The following is a 26287-nucleotide window of genomic DNA, read 5'->3' as shown; positions in this document are numbered from 1 at the left end:
TGCGGTGCCGTCAACCCACGGCCAGATAAAAATTTACGTTACGGAAAAATCTCATGAAAGCTTACAACAGCTACGCAGGTATTGCGCTATTATTCTTGTCTAGCGGCCTGGTAGCATGCTCACCGGAACAAAGCCGGGCGCCAATTAAAGTTGAACCGGTTTCACTGGCTAAAGTTTGTGATTTTTCCCAAAACTTAACAGAGTACGCCGCAACACCTGACGATACTCGCACCCTGCGGCTGTTAAATGAACGCTGGCGAACTTTGGTTAGTGATGATCTGTTTCTGTCCGAAGAAGCCGCACAACAAAGCCGTAAACGCCTTACGGTTCTGAACTACCAACTGGCGGAAGAATCTTTACAACTGCTCGAGCAAACCACCGCCATTGCCGCTGAAACTTTTCAGAAGTTGGAACCGTTGCGTCAGTACAGTAGTGGCAACATGGGTTCTCCGCGCTCAGTGGTTCGCGAGCTAAATAACCGACTGCAGGAATGCTGCATGGCGAAACTTGATGCCAACGCAACTGCATTAGTTAGGGAAGACAAAGAGTCGGTATTGTATGAAGTGGGTGAAATAGCCTACTACGTGCAGCGTGACCTGGGGCATTTAGTGCAGGGCGAACTCGACTTTGCTGAGTATAGACAGCAATTAGCTGCGGCTACCGAGCGCTTTAATAGCACCGAGCAGCCCGACTATCCGCCACAAGACTGGGCGCATTGCAAGCGCCGCAAATAACTTAATCGCTGCTTTTGTTCGTGTCGTTTTGGGCTGCCAGTTGTGCCTCTAAGGCTTCAACGCGCTGACGTAAACGCAGTAGCATTTGCTGTTGTAAATCGAGTTCTTCGCGAGTTACTACATCCAGCTTACTCAGTTGTTGCTGCAAAATCTGTTTAATGCGACTTTCCATATTGCCGGCAAAGTCTTTCATACCTGCTGGAATGCTATCGTTAATTTGACGGGCGATATCTTCAATTTTCTTTGCGTCCACAGGTGTTACCTCGTTACTCAGTTGAATACCATTTAGCTTAGCAGGAGTTTCGGTTAAAATCGCCTGCTATTGCCTTTTCCCGAATCATCAAAGGATGCTACCGCACCGTTATGCTATTAAATTCCAGCCAACAGGAAGCCGTGCACTACATTAGCGGCCCTTTGCTCGTGCTTGCCGGTGCTGGGAGTGGGAAAACGCGTGTTATTACGGAAAAAATAGCCTACTTGATTCAGCGTTGTGATTACTCACCACGCCATATAGCAGCGGTAACTTTTACGAACAAAGCCGCGCGTGAAATGAAGGAACGGGTAAAACAAACCATGGGCCGCAAAGAAAGCCGCGGCTTAACGGTTTCCACCTTTCATACCCTGGGCTTGAATATTATTCGGCGTGAAGTGGCAACGCTTGGAATGAAGCCAGGCTTTTCACTGTTTGATGATCAAGACACTTTCGCCTTATTAAAAGCACTGACCGAAGACGAGCTGGATGGCGATAAAACCATGCTAAAGCTGCTTAGCAGCCAAATTAGCAACTGGAAAAATGCCATGCTGAGCCCTGAGCAAGCCGCCGCACAAGCTCAATTGCCAGACGAAAAACTGTTTGCCGAGTGCTACCGCCGTTACCAGCAAAATCTACGTGCCTGCAACGCACTCGACTTTGACGACTTAATTTTATTACCTACTCTGCTGATGCGCGACAATCCAACAGTTCGCGAGCGTTGGCAGAAGAAGTTCCGGTATTTACTGGTAGACGAGTATCAGGATACCAACACCAGCCAGTATCAGTTAGTTCGGTACTTAGTTGGTGAGCGCGCGCGTTTTACCGTGGTGGGTGACGATGACCAGTCGATTTATTCCTGGCGCGGTGCCCAGCCCAAAAACCTGGCGCTGCTACAAAATGACTTCCCGCAACTTAAAGTGATTAAGCTGGAGCAGAACTACCGATCGCACCGGCGCATTCTGAAAGCCGCCAATATTTTAATCGACAACAACCCGCACGTTTTCGAGAAGAAGCTATTCTCGGAAATGGAGTACGGTGTACCCCTGAAGGTTATCTATGGCCGTAACGAAGAGCATGAAGCCGAACGTGTGGTTGCCGAAATAGTACGGCAACGATTTCTGGCCCGAACCCCCTATCACCAGTTTGCCATTTTGTATCGCGGCAACCATCAGGCGCGGGTATTTGAAAAAGCACTGCTCAGTAACCGTATTCCTTATCGCATGACCGGCGGCCAGTCATTTTTTGCGCGCGCAGAAATCAAAGACATCATGGCGTATTTGCGATTGTTGGTGAATCCGAATGACGACACGGCGTTCATTCGGGTGGTAAATATTCCCAAACGAGGCATAGGCCCGCAAACACTTGAACGGATTGGCCTGCTGGCCAACGAGCAGCATATTAGTTTGCTGGAAGCCGCTCAGCATAGTGGTTTAACAACCCAACTGGGTACGCGTGCCATGCAAGCGGTGCAAGAGTTTGTGCAGCTTATTACCTCCACCGCGCGCGATTGCGACAACCGTGAGTATGCAGCGCAGGCTATTTCACGCCTGCTGCAACATATTCACTACGAAGACTGGTTGTTTGAAACCAGCGCCAGTACTAAAGCCGCTGAAATGCGTTACAAGAACGTGAATGAACTGTATCGCTGGATTACCGAAATGCTCAAAGGTGATCCCGAGCACCAGCCCCTGACGCTGGATGAAGCGGTGAGCAAGCTCGCCCTGCGCGATATGTTGTCACGCGACGAAGAAGACGAACAAGGCGATCAGGTGCACCTGATGACGCTACATGCGTCCAAAGGACTGGAATTCCCGCACGTATTTATGGTGGGTATGGAAGAAGGTATTCTGCCGCACCAGAGCAGCGTTGACGACAATATGGTGGACGAAGAGCGGCGTCTGGCTTATGTAGGCATTACCCGTGCTCAGCATTCATTAATATTTACCATGGCCAAAGAACGGCGCCAATATGGTGAAGTGATTCGGCCTGAGCCAAGTCGGTTTTTGTGGGAACTGCCGCAAGACGACGTGGAATGGGAAGACACCAAAAAGCCTGTGAGCGATGAAGAGCAGGATGAGAAAAATGCAGTTGGTATTGCTATGCTCAGGAATGCTTTGAAAAAGCGCTAAGCGCAATCAGATAAGACTTCGGTTGGAGATTTAAGCAGGCGTGCCAGGCCAGTGTGCTCGCCCTGCCCAAAACGGACACCAAGTTCAAGCAGCAACGCCTGCTGTTGCTTGGTTTCAATACCTTCGGCATAAATTGAAATACCCAAGTCGGCGCACAAGGCAACCACGTTTCTCACCATGGCCTGCGCTCTATCGCTATCAATTAAGTGCGCCACAAATTGTTGGTCTAGTTTCAGGAAATCGAACGGGTAGGTGTACACCACCTGCAAGGGACCTGAGCCACGACCGAAATCATCTAATGCCAGCTTGATACCGAACTCCGACAGCGTTCTTAAGCTCGACAAGGTGCGTTTACCATGGCTAATAAGCTCAGTTTCAGTGAACTCAAACACCAACTGTGATGGCTCTATGCCGGCCGTTTCGACAATTTTTATTAATTCGCGCACGTAAGCACTTTTTACCAGATGGCTCACCGATAAATTCACGTGCAAGTATGGTGTTTCAACCTTTTGCTTAGCTCTGGTTTTTAATAATTCACATGACTGCTGCAGCATCCAGCGATCTAAATTAATGATCAGTCCCGATTTTTCTGCCTGTTGTACAAACTGCTCGGCACTCACCAGCTCTTTACCACGCTGCCAGCGCAGTAAAGCTTCCAAGCCTTTAATTGCACCGGTTTCTAACTCAACAATCGGCTGATGGTAAACTCGGAAGTCTTTGTTCAGGTGCGCCTGACGCAACGCGGTTTCCTGGTTAATAGAAGCCACTAAGCCTTGGTGAATACTGTCTTCGAACAATACAAAGCGACCGCGACCTAGCCCTTTGGCGTGATACATGGCTGCATCGGCATCGCGCAACAACCGCTCGGCTGAATCTGTTTCGGATTTACATTCCGCAATACCAATACTGGCGCCGGAGTAATGCTCGCTGCCACTAAAGTTAAAGGGCTGACGCATTTTTTCAATAATACGCGCGGCTACGTCTTTGGCATCTTCAATGGAGTACATGCTGTCCAGCAAGATAACAAACTCATCGCCACCTAAACGGGCAACGGTATCGTTCTCACGAACACAATCACCAATACGACGGCTTACTTCTAATAAGAACCGGTCGCCGGCGGAATGGCCCAGGGTATCGTTGATATTTTTAAAGCGGTCTAAGTCGACAAACAACACGGCGAAGTTGTCTTTCGGATGCCGTTTCTTGTGATTCAGCGCGTGCTGCAGTCGCTCGGTGAAAAATGCGCGGTTCGGCAACCCGGTAAGGGTGTCATGATGCGCATCATGATAAAGCTTGGCTTCAATTTTCTTACGCCGCTCGATTTCGCCAACCAGCTCTTCGGTGCGCTCGGCCACTTTCTTTTCCAAGAAGGCATTTACCCGCTGAATTTCTTCAGCATTGCGCTTGCGCTCAATGGCAACGGCTACGTGTTGCGAGACGAAGTTCAATAGTTCCAAATCTTCCTGCTGATACACAAACTCTTCTTCGTAGCTCTGTACCGCCAATACGCCAAACACTTCGTCGTTCATCATGAGCGGCGAACCCAGCCACTGAGCCGGCGGTTTGCCGTACTTAGAGTCATGTTCGATTTCGCCGGCCTTCACCAGCTTTTGGTATTTGGCACGATCAATAAAGGATGGGCTCTTGGTACGAATAACGTACTCGGTCATACCTCTGCCTAAACGGCGGCGACTACCTTTTTTATCGGCCTGGTCGGCGTAATATGGGAACTGCAGGTGTTTTTTATCATCGGTCAGTAAACCAAGAAAGAAGTTTTCTGCATGAATAAGCGTACCAATTTCTTTGTGCAAACTTTGGTAAAAGCTATCCATGTTTTCGGAAATATTGGTGAGCTCTGAAATCGCAAACAGCACCGCTGTTTGCCGCTCGGCACGCTCGCGCACTGAGATTTCTTTCATCAGGCTTTCATTCGCGTGGCGTAGCTCAGCGGTTTGATGGGCAATTTCATTTTGCATCATTTCGCGCTGCTGCAAACGCTCAAGCGCGTTCACCACGTGCTGTGATACGAAGGTTAATAGCTCTTTATCAGACTCATCGTAACGCACTTCTTCGTTATAACTTTGCACAACCATAGCGCCCAGCACATTTTGGCCTGACGTCAGCGGCACACCAAGCCAATCAACTGGGGCTGCCCCCATAGACTCTACTTCACCGCGCGCTTTCAGTTCATCAAAGGCATCGGTAGTGCACAAGAAAGGCTTACCCGTGCGCAGAATGTAACCCGTTAAACCACGACTTAAGTCAGCCACGGGTAATTGGTCGAAAATGTCCATTTCGTCATATTCATCAACGAAATAAACAAATTTAACAATACCTTCGGATTGGTCATACAAACAGATATAGAAGTTTTTGGAAGACATGAGTTCGCCAATAATGGCGTGCACCGAGGGGTAAAAGTGGCTCATATCACGAACCGAAGCTGCCAGTTCAGAAATTCTGAACAGCGCTTTTTGCACGACTTCAGCCTGACGGTATTTTACGGTCAGTTTTTTCAGTCGGTCGATCACTTTCTGCTTGCGCGCCAGATCGTGATGATTCGGATTGGTTTTGGTTGTCATGTGCCCTTGGTGAATCCTTTACCTTTAAGTGTCGATTCGACACAAGCGTCTTATATTCTAATTGTTATAAATTCAACGAGGCTTTAAAGTTTCTCCAACCTTTGGAGTATAACGCTAGTTGCGCTGGATGAAAAGCATACGAAACAAACTTGAACTGTTAGTTTTAGCGCATTTTTTAATCAATTCCTACAAAAAAACCGCCAACGGGCGGTTTTTAAAAATTAATCTTATTTTTATAAATTACGGGTTAATTAAATATCCGCAATCATGTAATCAATAGCAGCCTGAATTTCTTCTTCGCTACAGTCGTTACAGGTGCCTTTCGGAGGCATAGCGTTGTAACCGTCCCACGCGTGGTTAAACACAGTTTCCATACCCTGTTCCAAACGTGCTTCCCAGTCAGCTGCCACATTAATTTTTGGTGCACCTAAAGCGCCCGAAGTGTGGCAAGCCATACAAAACTTGTCATAAACAGCCTGACCCGAACGCGGACCATCTGATGATGCTTGCTGGCTGCTTTCTTCATCACCCGCCAGTTTTACTTTACCGATTGCTTTAATGCGCTCGGCAATGGCTTCGTCAGACATGTCTTGCGGCATCATTGCTGCACTGGCGGTGCCCATTGCAAAAGCTAATAACATAGCCACTACACGGCGGGATTTCACTACTTTCAACATCTTCACGTCGTTCTCCTGCAAGTTACTGGTCCGGTTGCAGACCCAGCGAGTTGTTGCGATTATAGCCATATTCAACGAAAGGTTAAACAGTTCATTAACTATGCGTAAAATCGCCCTTTTGGATCTCGATGCGTTTTTTGCCAGCGCCGAAGTCTTACGCGATCCAAGTTTAAAGAATCGCCCCTTTGCTGTGGGTGGCGGTGGTGTTAGGGGCGTAGTCGCAACCGCTAACTATCTGGCCCGCCAATTTGGCGTGCGCAGCGCCATGCCCGGCTCGCAGGCGCGGCGCTTGTGTCCGCACCTGCACTTTGTTACCCCCGACCATGCCTACTACCGCTCGCTGTCTAAGCAAGTGCTGGAATGCCTACATGAAGTTACCGATCGGGTAGAACCTGCCTCTATTGACGAATTTTATTTAGATTTAACCGACAACACTCAGTTTCAGGGTAGCGCCACTTTAACCATGGAAGCGGTACGAGCAAGCATCCGGGAACTCGGCATTTCGGGTTCGGCCGGCATTTCGAATCAAAAAATGGTGGCCAAAATAGCCAGCGAAGAGCGCAAACCAGATGGGCAATTTCTGGTAGCTCCGGAGCAGGTATATGCCTACTTAGGCGCCCTGAGCCTGAAAAAAATTCCGGGGGTTGGCCCTAAGAGTCTGGACCGGTTACAGCGTGTTGGCTTTCATAAAGGTGCCGACGTACAAGCCGCTTCCATGTCGGATTTGCAGGCAGTACTGGGCGAAAAGGCTGGCTGGTTGCTACATCAACGTTGCGCGGGCATTGATAACCGCGAGGTTATTACTGAACGGGTGCGTAAAAGTGTCGGGGTTGAGGAAACTCTGGAAATTGATTTCCAGCATGTGCGACAGGCAGAACAATTCTTAGAGCGGTTCTTATTACCTAAATTGCAACGCCGCTTAGGTGGCAGACGCTGGCAAGACACACCAATAAAAACACAAACGGTAAAAATAAAGTTTCAGGACTTTAACCAAACCACCGTAAGTAAGGCCCGGGCGGTAACCTCGCCGAGCCTGTTTTATCAACTGTTGAATGAAGCCTGGGCGCGTCGGCAGCAACGTGCCGTGCGCCTGATAGGAATTAGCGTGGCACTGCCCGAACCGAATGAGCAGCACCAGCTGGAGCTTGATTTAGATTAGTCTTCTACCACAGTAATAGTTACAACTTCAGAAACCACGACCGGATCATGTGGAACATGATTCATGTCGCCCAGAATGATTTGCAAGGTGTGTTCACCTGGCTCTAATTCCAGTTCCGTTTCCGTTTGACCGGCGCCAAAGTGAATCACGTCGCCACCCATAGGCTTATCCAGTGCCGGCAATTCTGTTTTATCTACCATTAAGTGGTGGTGGCCAGTGTGTGGTGCATTAACACCTGCCGGAGCTACGCCCATGCCAGTTAAGCCGAATTTCACTTTGAATTTGGTCGATACTTTTTCACCATTTTGCGGTGAAATAATGTAAGCAACAGCGTCGGCAGGTGCTTCAGTGCGCTCGCTATGCGACTTATGCTCATGCGCTTCGGCAGGCGGCATCATTAAAATTCCTGCTGACAAACCTGCTGTAAGTAATAATCCTAAATTTTTCATCTTCGCTTCCTTTAATTGGTTGTCGCTGACCGGGCACTACAACACCTTTTGGTTACACTTTAAAGCGTTGCACCATAGCTTCCAGTCGTTCGAATTGTTCCTGCAGCGCTGTACAAGCTGCATTAGTGTCTCGCAAGTTCTGAATGCCTTGCTGATTTAAATCACTAATATCATGTATGTCATTATCGAGCGTTTTGATCACTGTAGTTTGTTCTTCGGTTGCCGAGGCTACCGAGTGATTCACCGAATCCATTTCCGCAATTGCCGTATCAACGTCTTGCATATGTTCTTCAGCTTCGTGTGCCGTTTTTACACAGGACTCACTGGTTTGCTGACTTTGGGAAATAACATCCACAACATCTTGCGTCCCTTTTTGCAGCACTTCAATCATATTTTCAATTTCTTGCGCTGAATCCTGGGTACGTTGCGCCAGCCCACGCACTTCGTCGGCTACTACCGCAAACCCACGCCCGGCCTCACCGGCTCGCGCCGCTTCTATAGCCGCGTTTAGCGCCAGCAAATTGGTTTGTTCAGTAACGCCTTTAATAACTTCCAGAATCTGCTCAATATTGCGGGTGTTGTCATCTAGCTTGGCAATGGCAGCGCTGGATGCTTCCATTTTGTCTGACAGCTCGGTAATGGCGTGAATATTCGCCTGCAAAGCCTGCCGGCTAGCCGCTGACATTTTCGTGCCATGACTAGCTTGCGCCGATGCCGAGGAGGCGTTTTCCGCAATTTCAGACGAGCTCGCATTCAGTTGGTTAATGGCTGTAGCCACAGCGTTAGTGCGAGCACTTTGCTGGTCTGAAACCGTTAGTGAACGCTGCGTTGCATCGGTCATATCTTTAACATTGGCTTCTACTTGCAATGCCGCTTGATTCACTTCCGATATCGCATGATGGATTTTTTCTAAGAAAGTATTCATAGAACCCGAAAGCTCACCAAACTCATCTTCTGTTTCAACTGGCAGGCGGAAGGTTAAATCTCCTTCCCCTTCAGCCAGATCTTTTACCGCCGCATTCAGCCGGTACATAGGTCGTAGCAAAATACGCAATAGCCATGAAAACAGCAGCACTACCGCTACAACCCCGCCAACCATAAAGGCTATGGCGGTGATACCGAAACTGGCGACATTGGCGAACGCAGCGTCGCGGTCAATAGCCACAGCAAGGAACCACTGCACGCCATCAATGCCTTCAACGCGCTGGAAGCTCACCATATGCTCTTTACCGGCAATTTCGTAGTCATTAAAAGCAGTCTCAATAGTGGCATTTGAGCCCAGATATTCACTAATGTTTTTATCAACCCACTGCTGGTTAGTGTGAGTTAGAACTTTGCCATCGGCGTTTACTAAAAACGCAAAACCAAGCCCCATAAAATCAACCTGATTCACAATAGTGCTAATTACGTCCAGCATCATGTCGCCACCGGCCACACCACCAAAGCTGCCGTTGTGCTCAATTGGCATAACGGCAGAAATGGTTAACTCATTGGTGGTTACATCAATATAGGGTTCGGTGAACGTAGCCTGATCTTCGGCTACCGCTAACTGATACCAGGGCCGTGACCGGGCATCATAGTCCGCTGGTAAATCAATGGTTTGGTCATCAAGAATAAAGGTGCCGTCGGGCAAGCCTACATACACATTTTTGAAGTCACCGGCGCCGCGTGATTGCTTTACTTTGGCTAAAATGGCGGCCTTGTCGTCGCTGGCAGTAACCGCATTTGCCGTGGCCACAATAATGTCGGAGCGCACGTTCAGCCAATTGGCTATATTTTGCGAAACCGACTGCGATAGCGCCTGTAATTGCTGTCGCAAATCTTGCTGGGTTTGGGCGCGCATTTGCAGGAAATTGCTCAGGGTAAAAGCCCCAAACACAACCACAAGAATAGCGGCGGCGGTAGCTACCACCTTGTGAGTAAACTTCATTGAACGGAGCATCGGGTGCCTCTTATTATATTTTCCACTTCATTTTGTATCGGCAGCGGGGTACAAAACTCGACCTATCAAATTCAAATATCCGCAGTATGTATGAGATAAAGCTATGATTTAATCTTTACACCATCTTAACCTTAGGTAAAATCAAATATCAGGTTTAGACTGATTTTTATACTATTCGATGCACATTGTGGCAGTGATGCAAGGAATGCAGCGAGTACACGGATGGCCAGGAGTGCACCAATGAGCACCGATCAAAGCCCCAATAGCAACCAGACTATCGAGACTGTTCGCATCAAACGAACCCCATGGCTACGTATTCGTGACGTAATTATTGGCTTGGGTTTTGTTATGATTACCTTCGGTCAATTTGCTGATACCAAAGAATTGCTCACCTACGCGTACCACAGTTTTATTACCCACTTCACCGACCGTGTCGAGCTAAACAATCTGGCTGAAGTGTCGGTAGGTTCAAACCCACATTATCTGGAAGAGGTTTTTGGTATTGCGCGGCTAATTAAGCCCAGCCAAATCGACCCTGACTTAGAATATCGCTATTACCATGCACCAAAATACTTGCTGGGCGTTGCCGTAGTCAGCGGGCGAGTAAAAGGCTACATGGTCACTTCTCTGCGCGACAGCTTTTATCCTTCAGTGCGATTTTATAATCGTGCGTTAAGCGAATTTTCGTTAGCTGAATACAGCCGTTTTAATGGCCGCTTTACTACTGACAGCACTAATCTCATGTATTACCTTGAGGGGCAGCAACTGGGTCGCCAAGGCTTATTTTTGAATCAGTATATGGGCTACATTGATTATGCCGCTCAATTTTCCGACCGCGAGCTAGTGTTAACCAATATCAGCGCCCTGAATGACGAGTTACTAATGAGTGAAGAAGAGGCCGTGAATGAGCGCATTCAAACTTTACGCCGAAATCTTCGCCCCAACTTTTTTGTAGTTGGCGACTTTGCTATTGAAACTGCAGCAGACATGGTGTTAACGCGGTTTGAGTACCAGTCGCATTTTGCGGACTAACCCGATATTGCGCAAAATTTGTACTATAACCTAAACTATCCGTCGGGATGTTAACCAAGGAAAGCACTGACATGAAAAAGCTTCTTTTACCAATTGTTGCCGGCCTGGTTTTGGCTGGTTGTAGTTCTTCTAATCAGGGCAATATTTCTTACGAGGAATGCACTTACCCTGACGCACCTGAGCAAGCCGCACCATTATGGCTGTGTGAACAGCCCGTGGAAGGTATTTGGGTACAGGCCGTTGGTTATTCTCGCAAGTTGGCTGCTGGCCCTGGCGTGATGAAAGATGTTGCCGCAACTGAAGCACGGGCTGCGTTATCGAATAACTTTACCGCCGACATTAAAGCCAAGTTGTCGCGGGTTACAACTGATACTACTGCAGATGGTGAGAACGTAAACTCTGACAGTATTGAAAACCTGACCAAAAACGTAACCGCTATGAACTTAACGTTCTCACGTATTTACCGCACTCAGGTAAGCCCAACTGGTGGCATGTATGTGTTAGTTGGCTTGAATGAAGCCGGTTACAAAGAAAACGTTAATTCATTGGTGAATCAGTCCGTTGGTGATGATGACCCCGAGCTATACCGTCAGTTTCTGATTGCTCAGGCCGAGCAAGAGCTGGATGATATGGCCAAGCAAGAGCTGGATGATATGGCCAAGCAATTAAAACAATAACGCTAAGCAGCTAAGCTCAGGGTTAGTCACCTAACTCTGGAGCGAACCATAAGGACAATGCAATGCGTCCATTTTCATTTGGCGCGTTTACATTCTATGTCGTTGCTATGGGATCCTTGGGTATTGCAGCAACAGGAACCTCCGCTCCTGTTGCTGCACAATCCAGCGACTACGAGCAGTGGAAGCAAACGCAGCAGCAACAAAAAAAAGAGTTTTACCAAGCCTACCTCAGTAATTACAAGGCCTTTAAGCAGCGTCTCGAGCAACATTGGGGTGAACAAGCTGAGTTACCGTCGCAAGAAAAATTCGTCGATTACTCTGAAAACCTCGATGAAAAAGTGGTGATTGACTACGAACTTGGCGAAATCCGCATTGAAATGCTAGTTGATGCAGAGTCAGAGCCTGACGAAGATGCGGTTCAACGCACGCTGTCTCGATTAGAAACACAATCGGTTGGCGATACCTTAGCGCAGGCCGAACTCACTTCGGGTATGCGTATAGTAAATGACCGTAAAGTGCTCTCAACCTTTGCACCCGAAGTATCAGTAGCTGATTTAGCGGCTACCGCGGTAGCGGAAGAAGAAGCGCTGGTTGTGCCGCCGAAAAACCTATCTGAACCCGCAGCAACTGACGTGGAACAGCCTAAATCTGCTGTTGAAAAACGCATTAAACGGTATCGCATTAAAATTTCCGGGGACGATATTTATCAGCGCCGGGCACAGGCTTATGCCAGCAGCATCGGCGCTTACGCTAGTGAATATGATGTAACACCGGAATTGGTATTTGCGATTACCCAAACTGAATCAAGCTTTAACCCCCTGGCGCAATCCCCTATTCCAGCCTTTGGACTGATGCAAATAGTGCCTAGTAGCGCAGGCTTAGACGTAAACCGGTTGGTGTTTGATATACCCGGAATGCCGTCTGAGAGCACCTTGTTTGATGCCGACCAGAATATTCGCATGGGTACGGCCTACATACACTTGCTGCAAAGCCGTTATTTAAAACAGATTACCGACCCGCAAAGCCGGTTGTACTGCGTGATTGCTGCTTATAACACCGGCGCAGGTAACGTAGCCTCGGTGTTTCATCCGCAAGGTAGAAAGCAGGTGGCGGGCGCCGTTAGCGTTATCAACAGCTTGTCTGCTGATGAGGTTTACCAGCGGCTAGTGAATGAATTGCCGTATCAGGAAACCCGCCACTATCTGCAAAAGGTGACATCGGTATTACCTAACTATCAAGCCTCGGCTCAGTAGTTAGTTGCTATCAATATTGAGTTCGCCTTGCACTGCATCCATGTGCGCCAGCACTTCGGTTATCTCGGCTTCCACAGCTTCCAGATAACCGTCGGGCTGCTCGCGCATTAACGCAATCACCGAGGCCGGATGAACCAGCAGGTCTTTCGCGTGATAACAGGTTTCAGAAGGCATTTCGCCTAAAGCGCCGTCCTGGTGATAATCATTTTCCAACACTTCCACACTGATGGTGTTGATACGTGGTACTACATCTTTAACCGCACGCAAATAGGTATCACACTGTGGATATTGCTCGCGAAAGCGGTCTACCAAATTAATTGAATAATCGACCATTTGATTGGCGTTACTAACGATAGTGACTTGGTCGCCTTGTTTCACGGCGCCGATTAGCTCATTGCCGAGCTTCGTGTAAGCCGTCACTAATGCTGCCGAACCTATGTCGGCGCCACTTTGGTCAGTGACTGGTACATCGGGCTCACCCTCGCACGCGGCTAACGTGAATGCCACCAAGGGTATGGTTAAAAATTTCATAGAACGCATAGTTTGCCTCCTGGCTGCTTGCTTTTGGAAATCCTCAGATAAGGTTAGGTATGAAGTAGCGGCTGTGCAAGATCATTACCAAGCCGAAGGAATACCTTTTTGTAGCATTTCCTGATAGCTTATTGCCCAATCATAATAACAACGAACTCTATGCAGGAGCTTTGTCATGAAATATCTGGTTGCCAGTGCGCTGGCTCTAACCTTAGCTACCGCTTGCTCAGGCGAAGCGGATAAACCCACCAACACAAGTAGTGCCAAAGATTCTATGCGAACAGCTGAAATTAAATATCCAGAAACCCGTCAGGGAACTGTGGTCGATACCTATTTTAATACCGAAATAACCGACCCATACCGCTGGTTAGAAGACGACCGCAGCCCGGAAACTGAAGCCTGGGTAAAAGCACAAAACGAAGTGACTTTTGCGCATCTGGATCAAATTCCTTATCGCGAGCAAATTCGCGAGCGGTTATCTACTTTATGGAACTACGAAAAAATTAGCGCTCCTTTTCAGGAAGGCGACTACACCTACTTCTATAAAAATGATGGCTTACAAAACCAGTACGTGGTTTACCGCCAAAAAGGCGATGGCGAGCCGGAAGTGTTTCTTGACCCGAATACCTTTAGCGAAGACGGCACCACATCGCTGGCGCAACTGAGCTTTTCCAAAGACGGCTCTATTGCTGCCTACTCGATTTCTGAAGGTGGTAGTGACTGGCGCAAAATCATTCTGATTGATGTTGAAACCAAAGAGCAACTTGAACCTGAACTGGTTGATGTGAAGTTCACCGGTATTGAATGGTTCGGGAATGAAGGTTTCTATTATTCCAGCTATGACAAGCCGGAAGGTAGCGAGCTTTCCGCGAAGACTGATCAGCACAAGCTTTACTATCACAAGCTTGGCACTGATCAGGCCGACGACCCGGTTATTTTCGGTGGTACTGAAGCAGACAAGCATCGTTATGTCGGCGCTGATGTTACCGAAGACGACCGTTTCTTGTTTATTTCTGCGGCCAACTCAACCTCGGGCAACAAGTTGTTCATGCGCGATTTGAGCAAGCCTGATAGTGAGCTGGTAACCATTCTTGATCACACCGATTCAGATACTTCGGTATTGGCTAATCGCGGCACTACTTTGTACCTCTCAACCAACCTGGATGCACCGAACGAGCGCGTTGTCAGCGTAGATGCCGGCGCACCTCAGGTGGCGAACTGGCAGGACTTTATTGCGGAAACTGAGCATGTGCTAAGCCCGGCTACCGGTGCCGGTTATATTTTCGCGGAGTATATGGTTGATGCCATTGCGCAAATTAAACAGTACAACTACGAAGGTGAGTTGGTTCGGGATGTAACGCTACCTGGCGTTGGTAGTATTGGTGGCTTCTCGGGCAAACAAGAAGACGAAGTCATTTATTACACCTTCACCAACTATAACACCCCACAAACCATTTACAGCTTCGCCCCGGAATCGGGTGAGTCGTCTGTATACGCCGAATCTGGTGCCAAGTTTAACTCGGATAATTATGTGTCGAAGCAGGTGTTCTACACCTCCAAAGACGGTACCAAAGTACCTATGATTATCACTCACAAGAAAGGTCTAGAGCTGGACGGTAGCAACCCAACCATTTTGTATGGTTACGGCGGTTTTAATATCAGCCTAACGCCATCATTCAGTATCACCAATGCGGTATGGCTGGAAATGGGCGGCGTATATGCCGTAGCTAACCTGCGTGGCGGTGGTGAGTACGGTAAGGAGTGGCACGATGCCGGCACCCAGTTGAACAAGCAGAATGTGTTTGATGACTTTATTGCCGCGGCTGAACATTTGATTGCCGAAGACTACACCAGCTCTGACAAGCTTGCGGTTCGTGGTGGTTCAAACGGCGGCTTACTGGTAGGCGCGGTTATGACTCAACGCCCTGAGTTATTCGCCGTAGCTTTACCGGCGGTTGGCGTACTCGACATGCTGCGCTACCACACCTTCACCGCTGGTGCGGGCTGGGCCTATGACTACGGTACTTCGGCGCAAAGCGAAGAAATGTTCAAGTACATCTTGGGCTATTCACCAGTACACAACGTTGAAGAAGGCGTGACCTACCCGGCAACCTTGATTACCACAGGTGATCATGATGACCGTGTAGTTCCGGCGCACTCGTTTAAGTTCGCGGCCGAACTGCAAGCCAAAGCGTCCAAAGAAACGCCGCAGCTGATTCGCATTGAAACTAATGCTGGCCATGGTGCTGGTACGCCGGTATCAAAAACCATTGAACAGTATGCCGATATTTTCGGCTTCACACTGTTTCATATGGGTGTAGAAGAGTTGCCGGAACTGAATTAATGACCGGTTTGCAAACGAAACCAAAGCCCGCTCCATTGAGCGGGCTTTTTTATACAAGCGACCCCTTCAAGCGTTAACATTCCGTCATAAAAGTGTCATCAAGGTGCTTTATAGTAGCCACACAATTTAGTTGTGGTACCCGCTTGCTATGCGCGTTTCTGTATTCAGCCGAATTTCCGCTCTGGTTTTAACCGCTCTGTCAGTTCTCTTTTTGGGTGTGTTGCTGTGGGCAAACACTCAAATCAACTATTTCGATAACCAAAGTCGCAGTTATCAGCACATTGAACAGTCTATTCAAAGTGATGTGGTAGCGCCGCTGAACAGCTACCTGTTATCAGGTAACGCCGTGCTACTAGGTGAGGCTCGGGAAGCTATTACCGGTGTGCTAACCAACGAGGTTGTACAAGGTAACTCACTGTTTACGCAACTAAGCGGTCAACTTGAGCAAATACAACAACAGATAGACACCGACTATCGCGCTATAGGTAAGCTCTCTGGTGCTGCCAACGGGCTGATTATTAACGCGGAAAATGGGTTGTCCAATGAGATTGCCAGCCTGGTGGATTATGCCAATGAAGGCCGCACCGATTCACCACAAGTTGCCGGCGACTATTTAACTGGCGCCAGTGAATTGATTCAGTTGTTAAGCCAGCTTATACATCAGCGCGAAGCCATGCTCAGTAATGGGTCAGAAGCCACGCTTACCAACACTCTGGGTGACATGCAGCAAACCATAGAAAAGCTTGCCGAGTTACCGCTGCTGGGGGTTATGGAAACCCTACCCGACCAGTCGATGGTGTTAGTGCCTCGCGAAGCCAAAGACTTAGGCGCGGGTATTATTGGCGAGCTACAAAGCCTGGTGCGTCGTTACCCTGGCGAGCTAACTCGCACTATTGAACAAAACCGCCAACGTCAGCAAGCATTCACGCAACTTAGCGCTCAACTGGAATCTCTGAAACAAACTGTGGTAGGTGCAAAGCAATCACTCACGGAACAACAACAGCAACGTCAGGCAGAAATTAAAGTACTGGTATTGGTATTCGTAGTACTGCTCTTGGCGGTTGCCGCATTCAACTTTGTGTTACTACGTAAAATGGTACTGCAGCCACTGCGCATGTTGCGTGATGCCATGCGCAAACTGGCGGACCAAAGCGACCTGGACTACTTGCCCGGAGCCGACAAAGACACTGAAATGGGTGAAATTGCGGCGGGCTTTAATGCACTGCTAGAGCGAACCAGCTCTGAAGCTGGCCAGAAAAAACAGCAAATGGATGTGGTGAAAGACGCGCTGGAGTTAATTTCACGCGAAGTTACCGAGATTATTTCCCGCTCTCGTGAAAGCACTGATAACGCCACCCGTAAGCAACAAATACTGGTAGATTTAAGTGATCTGACCGAACGTTTAGCGGCCAGTTTTGGCGAGCTACAAACCAATGCCGATGACACTTTCCAGTCTATGCAGGAATGTCAGCAGGACAACAAACGCTTGTTGAATGCCACTGAAAATGCCAGCCAAACCATTGGTAATGGCCAGTCGGCCCTTGGCGAACTGAACAGATCGGTAAATGAAGTTGAGAATATTCTGCAGGTTATTGCCGGTATTGCCGACCAAACCAACCTGCTGGCGCTAAATGCGGCCATTGAAGCAGCCCGCGCGGGTGAGCATGGCCGTGGCTTTGCGGTTGTAGCGGATGAAGTCAGAAAACTATCGCAGCAAACGCAAACCTCGCTGACCGATATTCGCACCATCCTGACCGGTCTGGAAAGCGCAGCCAGCAATATTTCCGGCCACTATACGAACATTAACGATGCGAATGAAGAACAACAGAATCTGGTTGCCAAACTCACCAAAGTGCTGCTGGATATAGAAGGGAAAGCGCAATCATCCAGTGGTTTGGCGAATCAGTCAGCCGAGCTGATGGTGCAACAATCCGAAACTATTGCAGCCTTCCACCAGCACATGACCGAGCTATTAGGCGAGTTTGATAAATCGTCGCAGCTACTGAACCACGTTAGCGACCAGGTTAATCAGCAACAGTACAAAATAGAGAAGGTATTCGTTTAATACCTTCTCAAGCCATTCTCAAAACGTGGCGCTTAAACGATTTGGGCGTTGTGATACACGTTTTGCACGTCGTCACAGTCGTTTAGCATATCCATAAGCTTCTCAAACATAGGAATGTCGTCACCGCTTACTTCAGTGGTTACTTGCGGAATAAACTGAATATCGTCGGCATCAAATTCGATTTCGCCAAAGGCATCGACCAACGCCTGCTTCATTTTTGCGTATTCAGTAGGCGGTGCAAATACGGTTAACCGGCCGTCTTCGTCTTCAATATCAGTTACGTCTACGTCGGCTTCCATCAGCACTTCCAACACCGCGTCTTCTTCCTGACCACTAAAGGCTAGAATGGCACAATGATCAAACATGTGTGCAACGGTACCCGGCGTGCCCAGCTTGGTTTTAGTTTTGGTAAAACAGTTACGAACGTCACCTATGGTGCGGTTGGCGTTGTCAGTTAAACAGTCCACAATCACCATGCAGTTGCCCGGACCAAAGCCTTCGTAGCGCGCTGGCACGTAGTCTTCGCCCGCTCCGCCCTTGGCCTTATCAATAGCTTTTTCGATCACGTGCGCAGGTACCTGGTCTTTTTTGGCACGGTCAATGAGGCCGCGCAGGCTTAAGTTGCCATCTGGGTCAACGCCACCTTGCTTGGCTACCACATAAATTTCGCGGCCATATTTACTGTAGACTTTGGTTTTTGCATTGGCGGTTTTCGCCATGGATTCTTTACGGTTCTGATAGGCGCGGCCCATAGGTTTATCCTGTTAAGCAATCGAGTCAAAAGAGGCCGAATTTTACACAGGGAATTGGCAAAGGTCTATGCACGGATGATTTAGCTATGAGTTATTCGTAAATATTATAATCCGAATAAAATGAAACTCTGCTATGGTTTATTCCATCACTCCCTTACGACACACATGAGGATATACACATGGGATTACGTATTGGCGACACCGCACCAAATTTTCAAATAGACACCACTCAGGGCAAAATTGACTTTCACGACTGGGCGAAAGGCTCCTGGGTATTCTTTTTCAGCCATCCGGCCGACTACACCCCGGTCTGCACCACTGAAATGGGCCGTACTTCGCAACTGGCTCCGGAATTTGCACAGCGCAACGTGAAGCCACTGGGTTTATCTACTGACACCGTAGAAGCACACCAAGGCTGGATTAGCGACGTAAACGACACCCAAAATACAGTGCTGGAATTTCCGATTGTGGCGGACAAAGAAAAGAAAGTAGCTGAGCTGTACGACATGATTCACCCGGGCGAGAGCACTACGGCAACCGTTCGTTCAGTGTTTATTATCGACCCGAATCAAAAAATCCGGCTGATTATGACCTACCCAATGACTGTGGGCCGTAACTTCAACGAAATTCTGCGGGTAATTGATGCGTTGCAAACCACAGACGCACAGGAAGTTGCCTGCCCTGCCGACTGGCAGCCGGGCGATGACGTAATCATTCGTCCAACGGTTAGCGACGAAGACGCCAAGAAGAAGTTTCCACAAGGTTGGGAAACTCTGCGCCCATACTTACGGGTAACCAAATTAAACAAATAAGCTTTACTCACTGGGCTGCCCACCGACAGTTGGTCGTAGACCCCAAACAACGCCAGGTTGCCAAGCAGCTTGGCGTTGTTGCATTGCGGCTGCAACAGCAAGATACCTCTGTTGCAGGTGTGTATCTGTGGGGACCGGTTGGCCGTGGCAAAACCATGCTCATGGACTTCTTTTACGAGCAAGTGCCGTTAACCCGAAAAGTACGCCTGCACTTTCATCATTTTATGGCGCAGGTGCACGCCGAGCTTAATCGCTGCAGCGGTATTGAAGACCCACTAAAAGCGATTGCCGCAGACTGGGCAGAACAATACCAATTGCTGTGTCTGGATGAGTTTTTTGTGGAAGATATTGGTGACGCTATGCTGCTGGGCCGGTTATGGCGCTATTTGTTTGAGCATGGTGTGGTTTTGGTAACCACCTCCAACGCTCCGCCTTCCCAGCTTTATCGGAATGGCCTACAACGCCAACGCTTTGAACCTACTATTGCGCTGCTGGAAACCTACTGTCGGGTAATAGAATTAGATAGCGGTACCGACTACCGTCGGTTAACCCTGACTGATCTTCATTACTACCACGTTGATGCCCCAGCGAGTGTGTTGCGACAGCAGGCCGAACAACTGTACGGCACAACTCAGCTACATGCTTTTGAGCCTGTGCTAGGACGAGAGATTCCGGCACTGTGGCGCAATCAACAAGTGATTGCGTTCACCTTCGACGCCTTGTGTGAAGGCCCCCGTAGCCAGCGTGACTACATGCAGCTAGCCGGTAGCTACGAGGCCATAGTGGTACATGATGTACCGCAATTCACCTACATAGCTGAAAAAGACATTGTGCACGGTGTGGAAGAAAGTTATCAACGGGAACATCAAAACCTGCAGGTGAGTAAAAAAGACAATCAGGCGCGCCGCTTTCTTGCCTTAGTAGATGAATGCTATGACCGCGGCTGCCTGCTGTTAGTAAGCGCAGCCGTTGCCATTGATGATTTATATCAGTCTGAACAATTGCAGTTTGAGTTTGCCCGTTGCCAGTCGCGCTTATACGAAATGCAGCGCTGGCAACCACTAACCATGACTGGTGCTGCGCGCCCAGGTTGAGTCGCCTAACGCATAGTTCACGGCCTTAGTGGCATGAATATCGACAGCATTCAACAGTGGCACTTCAGTATCTGTTTGCGCTAGCAACAGGCAGAGATCGTTGCTACCAAGAATAACTGCATCAGCCCCCTGCTCGGCCAGATCTTCAATAACTTGCAGGTACTCTTTTTTACTGCCCCCACCTGCTTTCGCTTGCTTGCGCTCGGCCTCACACAGGAGCTCGCTAATACCGTCCCAATCATCACCGCGCTGCATGCGGTCGACAGCCGCGAAGTCAACGCTATACATGACTAGTTTGGCGGAATGTAAGCCGCCTTTGGCATCGCGTATTCCCTGATTTATAGCGCGATAATAAGCCAGCGTGCTTTCCCATTGCATACATCCTAATAAGCCTATGGTTTTCATGAGCTTCCTCCTGTCATTCTTTAGGTAGCCGCCGCTTGCCAGTGAGCATAGGTCGTAGCAACTGGATGCGACCTATCCATGCAACCAGTACTACCGCAACAACATGAATGAGCACCAGAACGAAAATGGCATCAGCCGTATAAGCATGTACAGCTTCTACCTCGTCACTTCCGAAAAAGTAGTCCACCTCTTCCATTAAGAATCCGCTGCCAGCTTGCAGCACAAACAACCCCATCAACGCATAAATCATCAGCGCACCAACAGGGTTGTGTCCGCTGTTGGCAGGTAAACCACGCTGACGCAAGTGGGCCAGATGTTTTCGTAGTGCCGACCGCGATGGCTTGAAGTTAGCAAAGCGCGCATAATGCGAGCCGTAAAAACCCCACACGAAACGCGCAATAATCAACCCCGCGATGCTATAGCCAGCTATCTGATGCAGAGTGCCACCAGGCTCGAGAACAAAATAATTCAAACTAAACAGTACAACGAGCAGCCAGTGATACACCCGAATAAAGCCGTCCCAGATCACAATGTCGCGTTGCCGGGTCATTTTCTGCACAGCTTAGAAATTAGTGTGATTCTTCTTTCACAATGGAGCCATCAACGGGATCGAAGTAAATTTCGACTTTGTCACCATCAGCATTGGTACCATAAATTTCATAGCAATTGCCGGGCGTTACTTTGAACTCATTAATTTCATAACCCTGAGCTTTTAACTCCTCCTGAAAAGCGTCCTGCTCCTGCCAGGTTGCTTGCGCGGCTTTCGTACATTGCGTAACCGACTCCGTACTGCAACCAGTTAAACCAAGAACCGTTACTGAACCTAATGCGAGCATAAATACTTTCATAGCTTTCTCCCTATTTGCTACGGATAACTGATTAACTTATCAAGGTAATTCCCTTGTTAAGCATAGACCATGATAACGACCCGGCGCCAAACACCGACTAATTGGCCGGCATCAGGAATACTTCGCGTACGCAGTTACGCGGATGTGCATTAATGGCGTATAGCACGGCATCGGCAACATCATCAGGATCTAACTTATCCGGCTTAGGTTCATCAAAGAAAGGCGTGTTCACCATGCCCGGGGCGATAGTGGTGCAGCGACCCTGCCACTCTTTCATTTCCTCCGCCAGGTTCTGCGCAAAACCATGCACAAACCACTTGGTAGCCCCATAAACCGAGCCTTTTAGAATAATTCGACCCGCTGCCGAACCAGTCATTAGAAAATGTCCGGTACTTTTGCGTAAATGCGGCAAGGTTAAGCGGGCCGTGTAAATCAGTGCGTTAATATTCACACCTATCATAGTGTCCCATTCTTCCGGATCACCTTTCTCAACACCAGGCGAAGATACGCCTGTGCCGGCATTGGCAAACACCGCATCCAACTGACCAAATTTGTCGATGCCTTTTTGCACCACATTTTCTAGCTCTTTATAGTTGGAAACGTCGGCGGCCACACCAATGGCGTTGTCGTCGCCAAATTCGTCTATCAGCTTATTCAATAGCTTCTCACGCCGTGCAGTAAGAATTACTTTAAGGCCATCGGCTACCGCTTTACGTGCTGTTGCTTCGCCAATTCCACTAGAAGCACCGGTAATTAGTAATACTTTCGCCATGAGTTTCCTCCTGTTAATTTCAAATTTAATTCGCCAGCAGCATGACTGCAAAAATACCGTCGGGCGCCAGCCACAAACATTCGCGGCGCCAGCCCGCGGCCGTGGCTAACTGATCAAACTCTTCCGGATGGTATTTATAAGAATTTTCAGTATGAATAGTTTCGCCTTTTTCAAACTGAAAAGTCTCTCCCGACACCTGCACTTGCTGAGCAGTCAAACTGCGCAAATGCATTTCAATTCGGCCAAGCTGTTGGTTGTATGAGGCTACATGTTCAAACTGGTCCAGCTCAAAGTCCGCATTCAGTTCACGATTAATTCGCGTCAGAATATTTTTATTAAAACGCGCCGTAATATTGCGGCTATCGTCGTAAGCATCTTCCAGCATTTGCTGATCTTTCTTGGTATCAACACCCAGCAGCATATAGCTGCCTTCGCCCAATGTGGTACGGGCATTTTCCAGAAACTCCCGGGCGTCTTCAGGATCAAAATTACCAATAGTAGAGCCGGGGAAAAAGCCCATGGGGGTAGCCTCAGAAACTTCTAACTTAATCGGTTTGGTAAAGTCACCTTGCGCCACCTTAATTGGTAACTTCGGAAAACTTGCAGCCAATTCAGTTGAAGCTTCTTGCAAATGCTCGCCGGAAATATCTATAGCCGTAAATTCGGTCACCATAGTTAGCTCTTTCAGCACCGGTTTCACCTTGTGCAACGAGCCTGCGCCAAACTCAACCAGTTGAATGCTACTAACCGATTTTTCTTTAAAGTACTGCTTCAATTCACGCGCAACTTCAGGCAATAAACTTAGCTCGGTGCGATACGGATAGTATTCTTCTAACTCGCAAATTTGGTCGAAATACTTTGAGCCCTTGGCGTCATAAAAGTACTTGGGAGAAAGCGCTTTTTGCGGCAAGCGCAATCCCGCCAGAACATCCTGTAGAAATTCATCTTTCATAAACCGTCCTGATTTTGAATTCTATTTCGCCAAACGCAGACTGGTAAACTGCCAACGCTGATGGGCATAAAAAAAGTTACGGTAGGTTGCCCGCAATTGCTGCTTTGCCGTTGCACATGAACCGCCGCGCAGCACCCACTGATTAGCCATAAACTTACCGTTATATTCTGCCAGTGCACCCTCGGGCGTGGTGAAGCCGGGATAAGGAATAAACGGACTTTGAGTCCATTCCCAGGCATCACCAAATAGCTGCTTAAGCCCTGGTTGCGGTGGTGCTGCTTGTGGCAATAAATGCCCTGACTCCAGAAAGTTGCCATTAATTTCAGCCGCTTGTGCGGCAAACTCCCACTCAAACTCGGTTGGTAAACGGCACCCCCGCCAGCGCGCAAATGCGTCGGCTTCGTAATAACTTATATGGCAAACTGGCGCATTCAGATCTAACGGCACCCGGTTTTGCTGAGTCATAGTCATCCATTTTTCACCATCACGGTGCCAATATAGGGGCGCCTGCCAACCTTCTTGTTGCACAGTCGCCCAGCCGTCGGAAAGCCAAAGTTGTGGATTCTGATAGCCGTTGTCTTGCATGAATTCCAGCCACTCGCCGTTGGTCACCAGTCGTTCGCACAAGCTAAATTCGGGAATGAAAACCTGATGGCGGGGCTGTTCGCAATCATAGGCAAAACATTCGTTAGCATCAGTGCCAACCTGCGACAAACCACCGGCGAAATAAATAAATTCCGGACTCTGCTGAGTATCTGAATTAGCAGCTTCAGGCGAAGCTGCGGCATCAAGATTCAGAGCGTACGGATTTAGTGACAACGCGTGTTTAATATCCGTTTGCAATAACTCCTGATGCTGCATTTCGTGATGCAAACCAATAGTTACCGCAGACTCAATTTCACTGGTTGGCGTCGCCAGCAACCGCTGCATACCGGCGTCAACGTGCGCACGATAGTCTAAAATTTCAGTTAATAGAGGACGCGAAAGTAAACCACGCTGAGGCCTGGGGTGGCGTTCGCCTACAGTTTCGTAGTAAGAATTAAACAGGTATTGATAAGCCTCATTAAATGGCTGGTAACCGCTTAAGTGAGGTTGCAGCAAGAAAGTCTCGAAGAACCAGGTGGTATGCGCCAGATGCCATTTGGTCGGGCTTGCATCAGGCATCGACTGCAACATCATGTCTTCAGCACTTAACGGCTCAATGAGCGCCATGGTTTGCGCGCGCACACTCATGTACTGCGCGAGTAAAGTCTGTTCCAACGAGCTTCCTTCAGCAACAGACGATGCAACACTCGGCATTGGTTTTCTCCTACGGCTTGCATCAGTTTGCAACAGCAATGACATAAACCATAGTCGGTGGAACTTACCCTGTCGACCCATACCATGCGGTTAAGTTGTAAGGTAAGCTAAACAGTGTGATCGCTTGGGTAGTTAACTGCGCCCAACGCTAATAATAAATGATTAATCATTACTAGAAGGAAGAGAAGTTTGTATAAAAAGCTATTAGTAAGTACCTGTTTGTTAGGTTTGGTGGGCTGTGGTCCCCAAATGGCTTCTGTTGATCAGGAAAATCTGTGCGAAGTTAGCGACTGGCAAAAAGATATCACCGCCGCTAGCTGCGAAGTTGGGCAGAAAATTGTGTTCTTGCCGAAATCCTTTGGTAACGATCAATTACCCGTAATTTTTGCAGCCGTAAATTGCGACCACAGGTTCAGCATAACAATGACCAAAGGTGGCGTGTCTTGTATTTATTCGCCGCTTAAAGCAAACGACGCCTAACCCCTGCGGGCCTCATTTCAAATGAGGCCCTTGTTAAAATCCATTCCTTTAAAAAAACTTCCCCCTACCGAACCTGATGCCGATTTGCTTCGTCTTGTTATAAAGTCGATATTAAAACCCGAACGAACGACTGAGCAATCAGGGCATTCAATAGATGAAAATACAGCACATTGAAATTCTGGTGTTAGCGGCACAAGAAGGCAAAAGCGAAGCGCTTGCTGCTCTGTATCGCCATTTTTTTAACCCGATGAAACGTCACGCAGTGCTTCGTGTACACGACGCTATGGTTGCCGAGGATCTGGTACAAAATGTGTGGCTGAAAGTAAGTAAGCGCTTACGTTTACTACAAGATGTGAGGGTATTCAGAAGCTGGCTATTCCGCGCCTTGCGCTGGGAAATTATTGACTGGGCGCGCCAGAACCGAGCCGCTAGCACCGATCAAATAGAAGAATCTCATACAGTGATAGGACAGCCTAACCCAGAAATTCTGGACGTTGCGCCTTTACTAGCAGGTTTGAAAGAAGATGAACGCGATGTCATTGAGTTGTTTTATTTGAATGAGTTTTCCATAACCGAAACCGCGCTGGCGTTGTCGATACCCGAAGGCACGGTGAAATCGCGATTGCACAAAGCGCGCGAGAATTTACGAAACAACTATAAAAGTCAGGAGCAATAAACCATGAACATTGATGAGCAAATCAAAAAAGACCTGGCCGAACAAGCCAAAGAGCTAGACAAATTAATGGATCACGACGAAAGCTTGCTGGGCTACATGAAACAAGGCTTCAACTATGGCTATGCCTGGCTGGTAAAAGTGGCTTTTGTGTTGGCCTTAGTGCTGTCAGTACTGCTGGTGTTCTGTGGCTATCAATTCTTTACCGCCGCACCTGAGCACGAACTGTTCTGGGGAGTACTGTTAATTCTAACCTTTAACGCACAAGTAGCCACTAAGCTTTTCATTTACATGCAAATCAACCGGAATCACACCGCGCGTGAAATCCGGTTGCTTGAGTTGCGTCTGCAAGCCACTAATCAGCCTGACGGTTGAA

The 26287-nt window shown here is 48.4% G+C and carries 26 protein-coding genes; 13 read left to right on the top strand and 13 right to left on the bottom strand.

Features of this window, described 5'->3' with window-relative positions; all coding sequences use genetic code 11:
• Positions 1-53 precede the first annotated feature (53 nt).
• Positions 54-734: a DNA repair protein RecN gene (locus tag CCE91_RS01060; RefSeq protein ID WP_086433411.1), complete on the top strand. Its 681-nt coding sequence runs from the start codon at positions 54-56 to the stop codon at positions 732-734.
• A 1-nt stretch (position 735) separates the two neighbouring features.
• Here CCE91_RS01060 and CCE91_RS01055 read toward each other — a convergent pair whose 3' ends face one another.
• A complete protein-coding gene (locus CCE91_RS01055) occupies positions 736-987 on the bottom strand; it encodes an accessory factor UbiK family protein (protein WP_086433410.1) in 252 nt (83 codons plus the stop codon).
• Between the two features lie 110 nt (positions 988-1097).
• Between CCE91_RS01055 and rep the strand changes: the two genes are divergently transcribed.
• Positions 1098-3116: a DNA helicase Rep gene (gene rep, locus CCE91_RS01050; protein ID WP_086433409.1), complete on the top strand. Its 2019-nt coding sequence runs from the start codon at positions 1098-1100 to the stop codon at positions 3114-3116.
• On the opposite strand, the gene CCE91_RS01045 is transcribed toward rep, so the two are convergent.
• Both CCE91_RS01045 and CCE91_RS01040 read right to left on the bottom strand, forming a co-directional pair.
• Positions 3113-5695, bottom strand: a complete 2583-nt coding sequence (locus tag CCE91_RS01045) for a sensor domain-containing phosphodiesterase (RefSeq protein ID WP_086433408.1) — start codon at positions 5693-5695, stop codon at positions 3113-3115. The two genes, rep and CCE91_RS01045, sit on opposite strands and share 4 nt — an antisense overlap.
• Before the next feature lie 251 nt (positions 5696-5946).
• Positions 5947-6372, bottom strand: coding sequence for a c-type cytochrome (locus tag CCE91_RS01040; protein ID WP_086433407.1), 426 nt, complete (start codon positions 6370-6372; stop codon positions 5947-5949).
• Between the two features lie 100 nt (positions 6373-6472).
• On the opposite strand from CCE91_RS01040, the gene dinB reads away from it, so the two are divergent.
• On the top strand, positions 6473-7531 hold the full coding sequence (gene dinB / locus CCE91_RS01035) for a DNA polymerase IV (protein ID WP_086433406.1): 1059 nt from the start codon (positions 6473-6475) through the stop codon (positions 7529-7531).
• Here dinB and CCE91_RS01030 read toward each other — a convergent pair.
• Together CCE91_RS01030 and CCE91_RS01025 are read right to left on the bottom strand one after the other, a co-directional pair.
• Positions 7528-7980 (bottom strand): DUF4399 domain-containing protein, encoded by a 453-nt coding sequence (locus tag CCE91_RS01030; RefSeq protein WP_086433405.1) that lies wholly within the window; start codon positions 7978-7980, stop codon positions 7528-7530. The genes dinB and CCE91_RS01030 overlap by 4 nt on opposite strands.
• A gap of 52 nt (positions 7981-8032) precedes the next feature.
• Positions 8033-9922: a methyl-accepting chemotaxis protein gene (locus CCE91_RS01025; RefSeq protein ID WP_086433404.1), complete on the bottom strand. Its 1890-nt coding sequence runs from the start codon at positions 9920-9922 to the stop codon at positions 8033-8035.
• A 240-nt stretch (positions 9923-10162) separates the two neighbouring features.
• Between CCE91_RS01025 and CCE91_RS01020 the strand changes: the two genes are divergently transcribed.
• From CCE91_RS01020 to CCE91_RS01010, 3 genes are all read left to right on the top strand, one after another.
• Complete coding sequence (locus CCE91_RS01020) at positions 10163-10954, top strand: ETEC_3214 domain-containing protein (protein ID WP_086433403.1); 792 nt, start codon at positions 10163-10165, stop codon at positions 10952-10954.
• Positions 10955-11025: 71 nt separating this feature from the next.
• Positions 11026-11631 carry a putative periplasmic lipoprotein gene (locus CCE91_RS01015; protein WP_086433402.1) on the top strand — a complete coding sequence of 202 codons (606 nt, stop codon included), beginning with the start codon at positions 11026-11028 and terminating at the stop codon, positions 11629-11631.
• Positions 11632-11693: 62 nt separating this feature from the next.
• Positions 11694-12884 (top strand): transglycosylase SLT domain-containing protein, encoded by a 1191-nt coding sequence (locus CCE91_RS01010; RefSeq protein WP_086433401.1) that lies wholly within the window; start codon positions 11694-11696, stop codon positions 12882-12884.
• Here the strand turns inward: CCE91_RS01010 and CCE91_RS01005 are convergent, their stop codons facing one another.
• Positions 12885-13424: a hypothetical protein gene (locus tag CCE91_RS01005; RefSeq protein WP_086433400.1), complete on the bottom strand. Its 540-nt coding sequence runs from the start codon at positions 13422-13424 to the stop codon at positions 12885-12887.
• Positions 13425-13590: 166 nt separating this feature from the next.
• Here CCE91_RS01005 and CCE91_RS01000 point away from each other — a divergent pair, with 166 nt between their 5' ends.
• Both CCE91_RS01000 and CCE91_RS12245 read left to right on the top strand, forming a co-directional pair.
• Positions 13591-15759, top strand: coding sequence for a prolyl oligopeptidase family serine peptidase (locus CCE91_RS01000; protein ID WP_086433399.1), 2169 nt, complete (start codon positions 13591-13593; stop codon positions 15757-15759).
• Between the two features lie 148 nt (positions 15760-15907).
• Positions 15908-17824, top strand: coding sequence for a methyl-accepting chemotaxis protein (locus CCE91_RS12245; protein ID WP_086433398.1), 1917 nt, complete (start codon positions 15908-15910; stop codon positions 17822-17824).
• 32 nt (positions 17825-17856) lie between these two features.
• Here CCE91_RS12245 and CCE91_RS00990 read toward each other — a convergent pair whose 3' ends face one another.
• A complete protein-coding gene (locus CCE91_RS00990; protein ID WP_086433397.1) occupies positions 17857-18576 on the bottom strand; it encodes a YebC/PmpR family DNA-binding transcriptional regulator in 720 nt (239 codons plus the stop codon).
• A gap of 179 nt (positions 18577-18755) precedes the next feature.
• On the opposite strand from CCE91_RS00990, the gene CCE91_RS00985 reads away from it, so the two are divergent.
• Both CCE91_RS00985 and zapE read left to right on the top strand, forming a co-directional pair.
• Positions 18756-19388 (top strand): peroxiredoxin, encoded by a 633-nt coding sequence (locus CCE91_RS00985; protein WP_086433396.1) that lies wholly within the window; start codon positions 18756-18758, stop codon positions 19386-19388.
• Complete coding sequence (gene zapE, locus CCE91_RS00980; protein ID WP_198677997.1) at positions 19340-20482, top strand: cell division protein ZapE; 1143 nt, start codon at positions 19340-19342, stop codon at positions 20480-20482. Before CCE91_RS00985 ends, zapE begins: the two co-directional genes overlap by 49 nt.
• Here zapE and CCE91_RS00975 read toward each other — a convergent pair.
• The 6 genes from CCE91_RS00975 to egtB all read right to left on the bottom strand — a co-directional run bounded on the left by CCE91_RS00975 (position 20450) and on the right by egtB (position 24758).
• Complete coding sequence (locus CCE91_RS00975; RefSeq protein ID WP_086433395.1) at positions 20450-20887, bottom strand: aspartate/glutamate racemase family protein; 438 nt, start codon at positions 20885-20887, stop codon at positions 20450-20452. The two genes, zapE and CCE91_RS00975, sit on opposite strands and share 33 nt — an antisense overlap.
• Positions 20888-20900: 13 nt before the next feature.
• Positions 20901-21437, bottom strand: a complete 537-nt coding sequence (locus CCE91_RS00970; RefSeq protein ID WP_234996227.1) for a cytochrome b/b6 domain-containing protein — start codon at positions 21435-21437, stop codon at positions 20901-20903.
• Positions 21438-21456: 19 nt separating this feature from the next.
• Complete coding sequence (locus tag CCE91_RS00965; protein WP_086433394.1) at positions 21457-21735, bottom strand: PepSY domain-containing protein; 279 nt, start codon at positions 21733-21735, stop codon at positions 21457-21459.
• Between the two features lie 97 nt (positions 21736-21832).
• Positions 21833-22507: an SDR family oxidoreductase gene (locus CCE91_RS00960; RefSeq protein WP_086433393.1), complete on the bottom strand. Its 675-nt coding sequence runs from the start codon at positions 22505-22507 to the stop codon at positions 21833-21835.
• Between the two features lie 25 nt (positions 22508-22532).
• A complete protein-coding gene (gene egtD / locus CCE91_RS00955; protein WP_086433392.1) occupies positions 22533-23459 on the bottom strand; it encodes an L-histidine N(alpha)-methyltransferase in 927 nt (308 codons plus the stop codon).
• A 21-nt stretch (positions 23460-23480) separates the two neighbouring features.
• The gene (gene egtB / locus CCE91_RS00950) at positions 23481-24758 is read right to left on the bottom strand and encodes an ergothioneine biosynthesis protein EgtB (RefSeq protein ID WP_086433391.1); all 1278 of its coding nucleotides are present in this window, start codon (positions 24756-24758) and stop codon (positions 23481-23483) included.
• Between the two features lie 189 nt (positions 24759-24947).
• On the opposite strand from egtB, the gene CCE91_RS00945 reads away from it, so the two are divergent.
• The 3 genes from CCE91_RS00945 to CCE91_RS00935 all read left to right on the top strand — a co-directional run bounded on the left by CCE91_RS00945 (position 24948) and on the right by CCE91_RS00935 (position 26286).
• Positions 24948-25238, top strand: a complete 291-nt coding sequence (locus CCE91_RS00945) for a hypothetical protein (protein ID WP_086433390.1) — start codon at positions 24948-24950, stop codon at positions 25236-25238.
• A gap of 154 nt (positions 25239-25392) precedes the next feature.
• Entirely contained in the window at positions 25393-25914 is a 522-nt protein-coding gene (locus CCE91_RS00940) for an RNA polymerase sigma factor (RefSeq protein WP_086433389.1), read from the top strand.
• 3 nt (positions 25915-25917) lie between these two features.
• Complete coding sequence (locus CCE91_RS00935) at positions 25918-26286, top strand: DUF6768 family protein (RefSeq protein WP_086433388.1); 369 nt, start codon at positions 25918-25920, stop codon at positions 26284-26286.
• Position 26287 lies beyond the last annotated feature (1 nt).

Origin of the sequence: Pseudidiomarina planktonica (genome assembly GCF_900177775.1) — a bacterium.
GTDB lineage: Bacteria > Pseudomonadota > Gammaproteobacteria > Enterobacterales > Alteromonadaceae > Pseudidiomarina > Pseudidiomarina planktonica.
The sequence above is the reverse complement of the archived record's forward strand: the minus strand, read 5'-3'. Positions and strand labels throughout refer to the sequence as shown.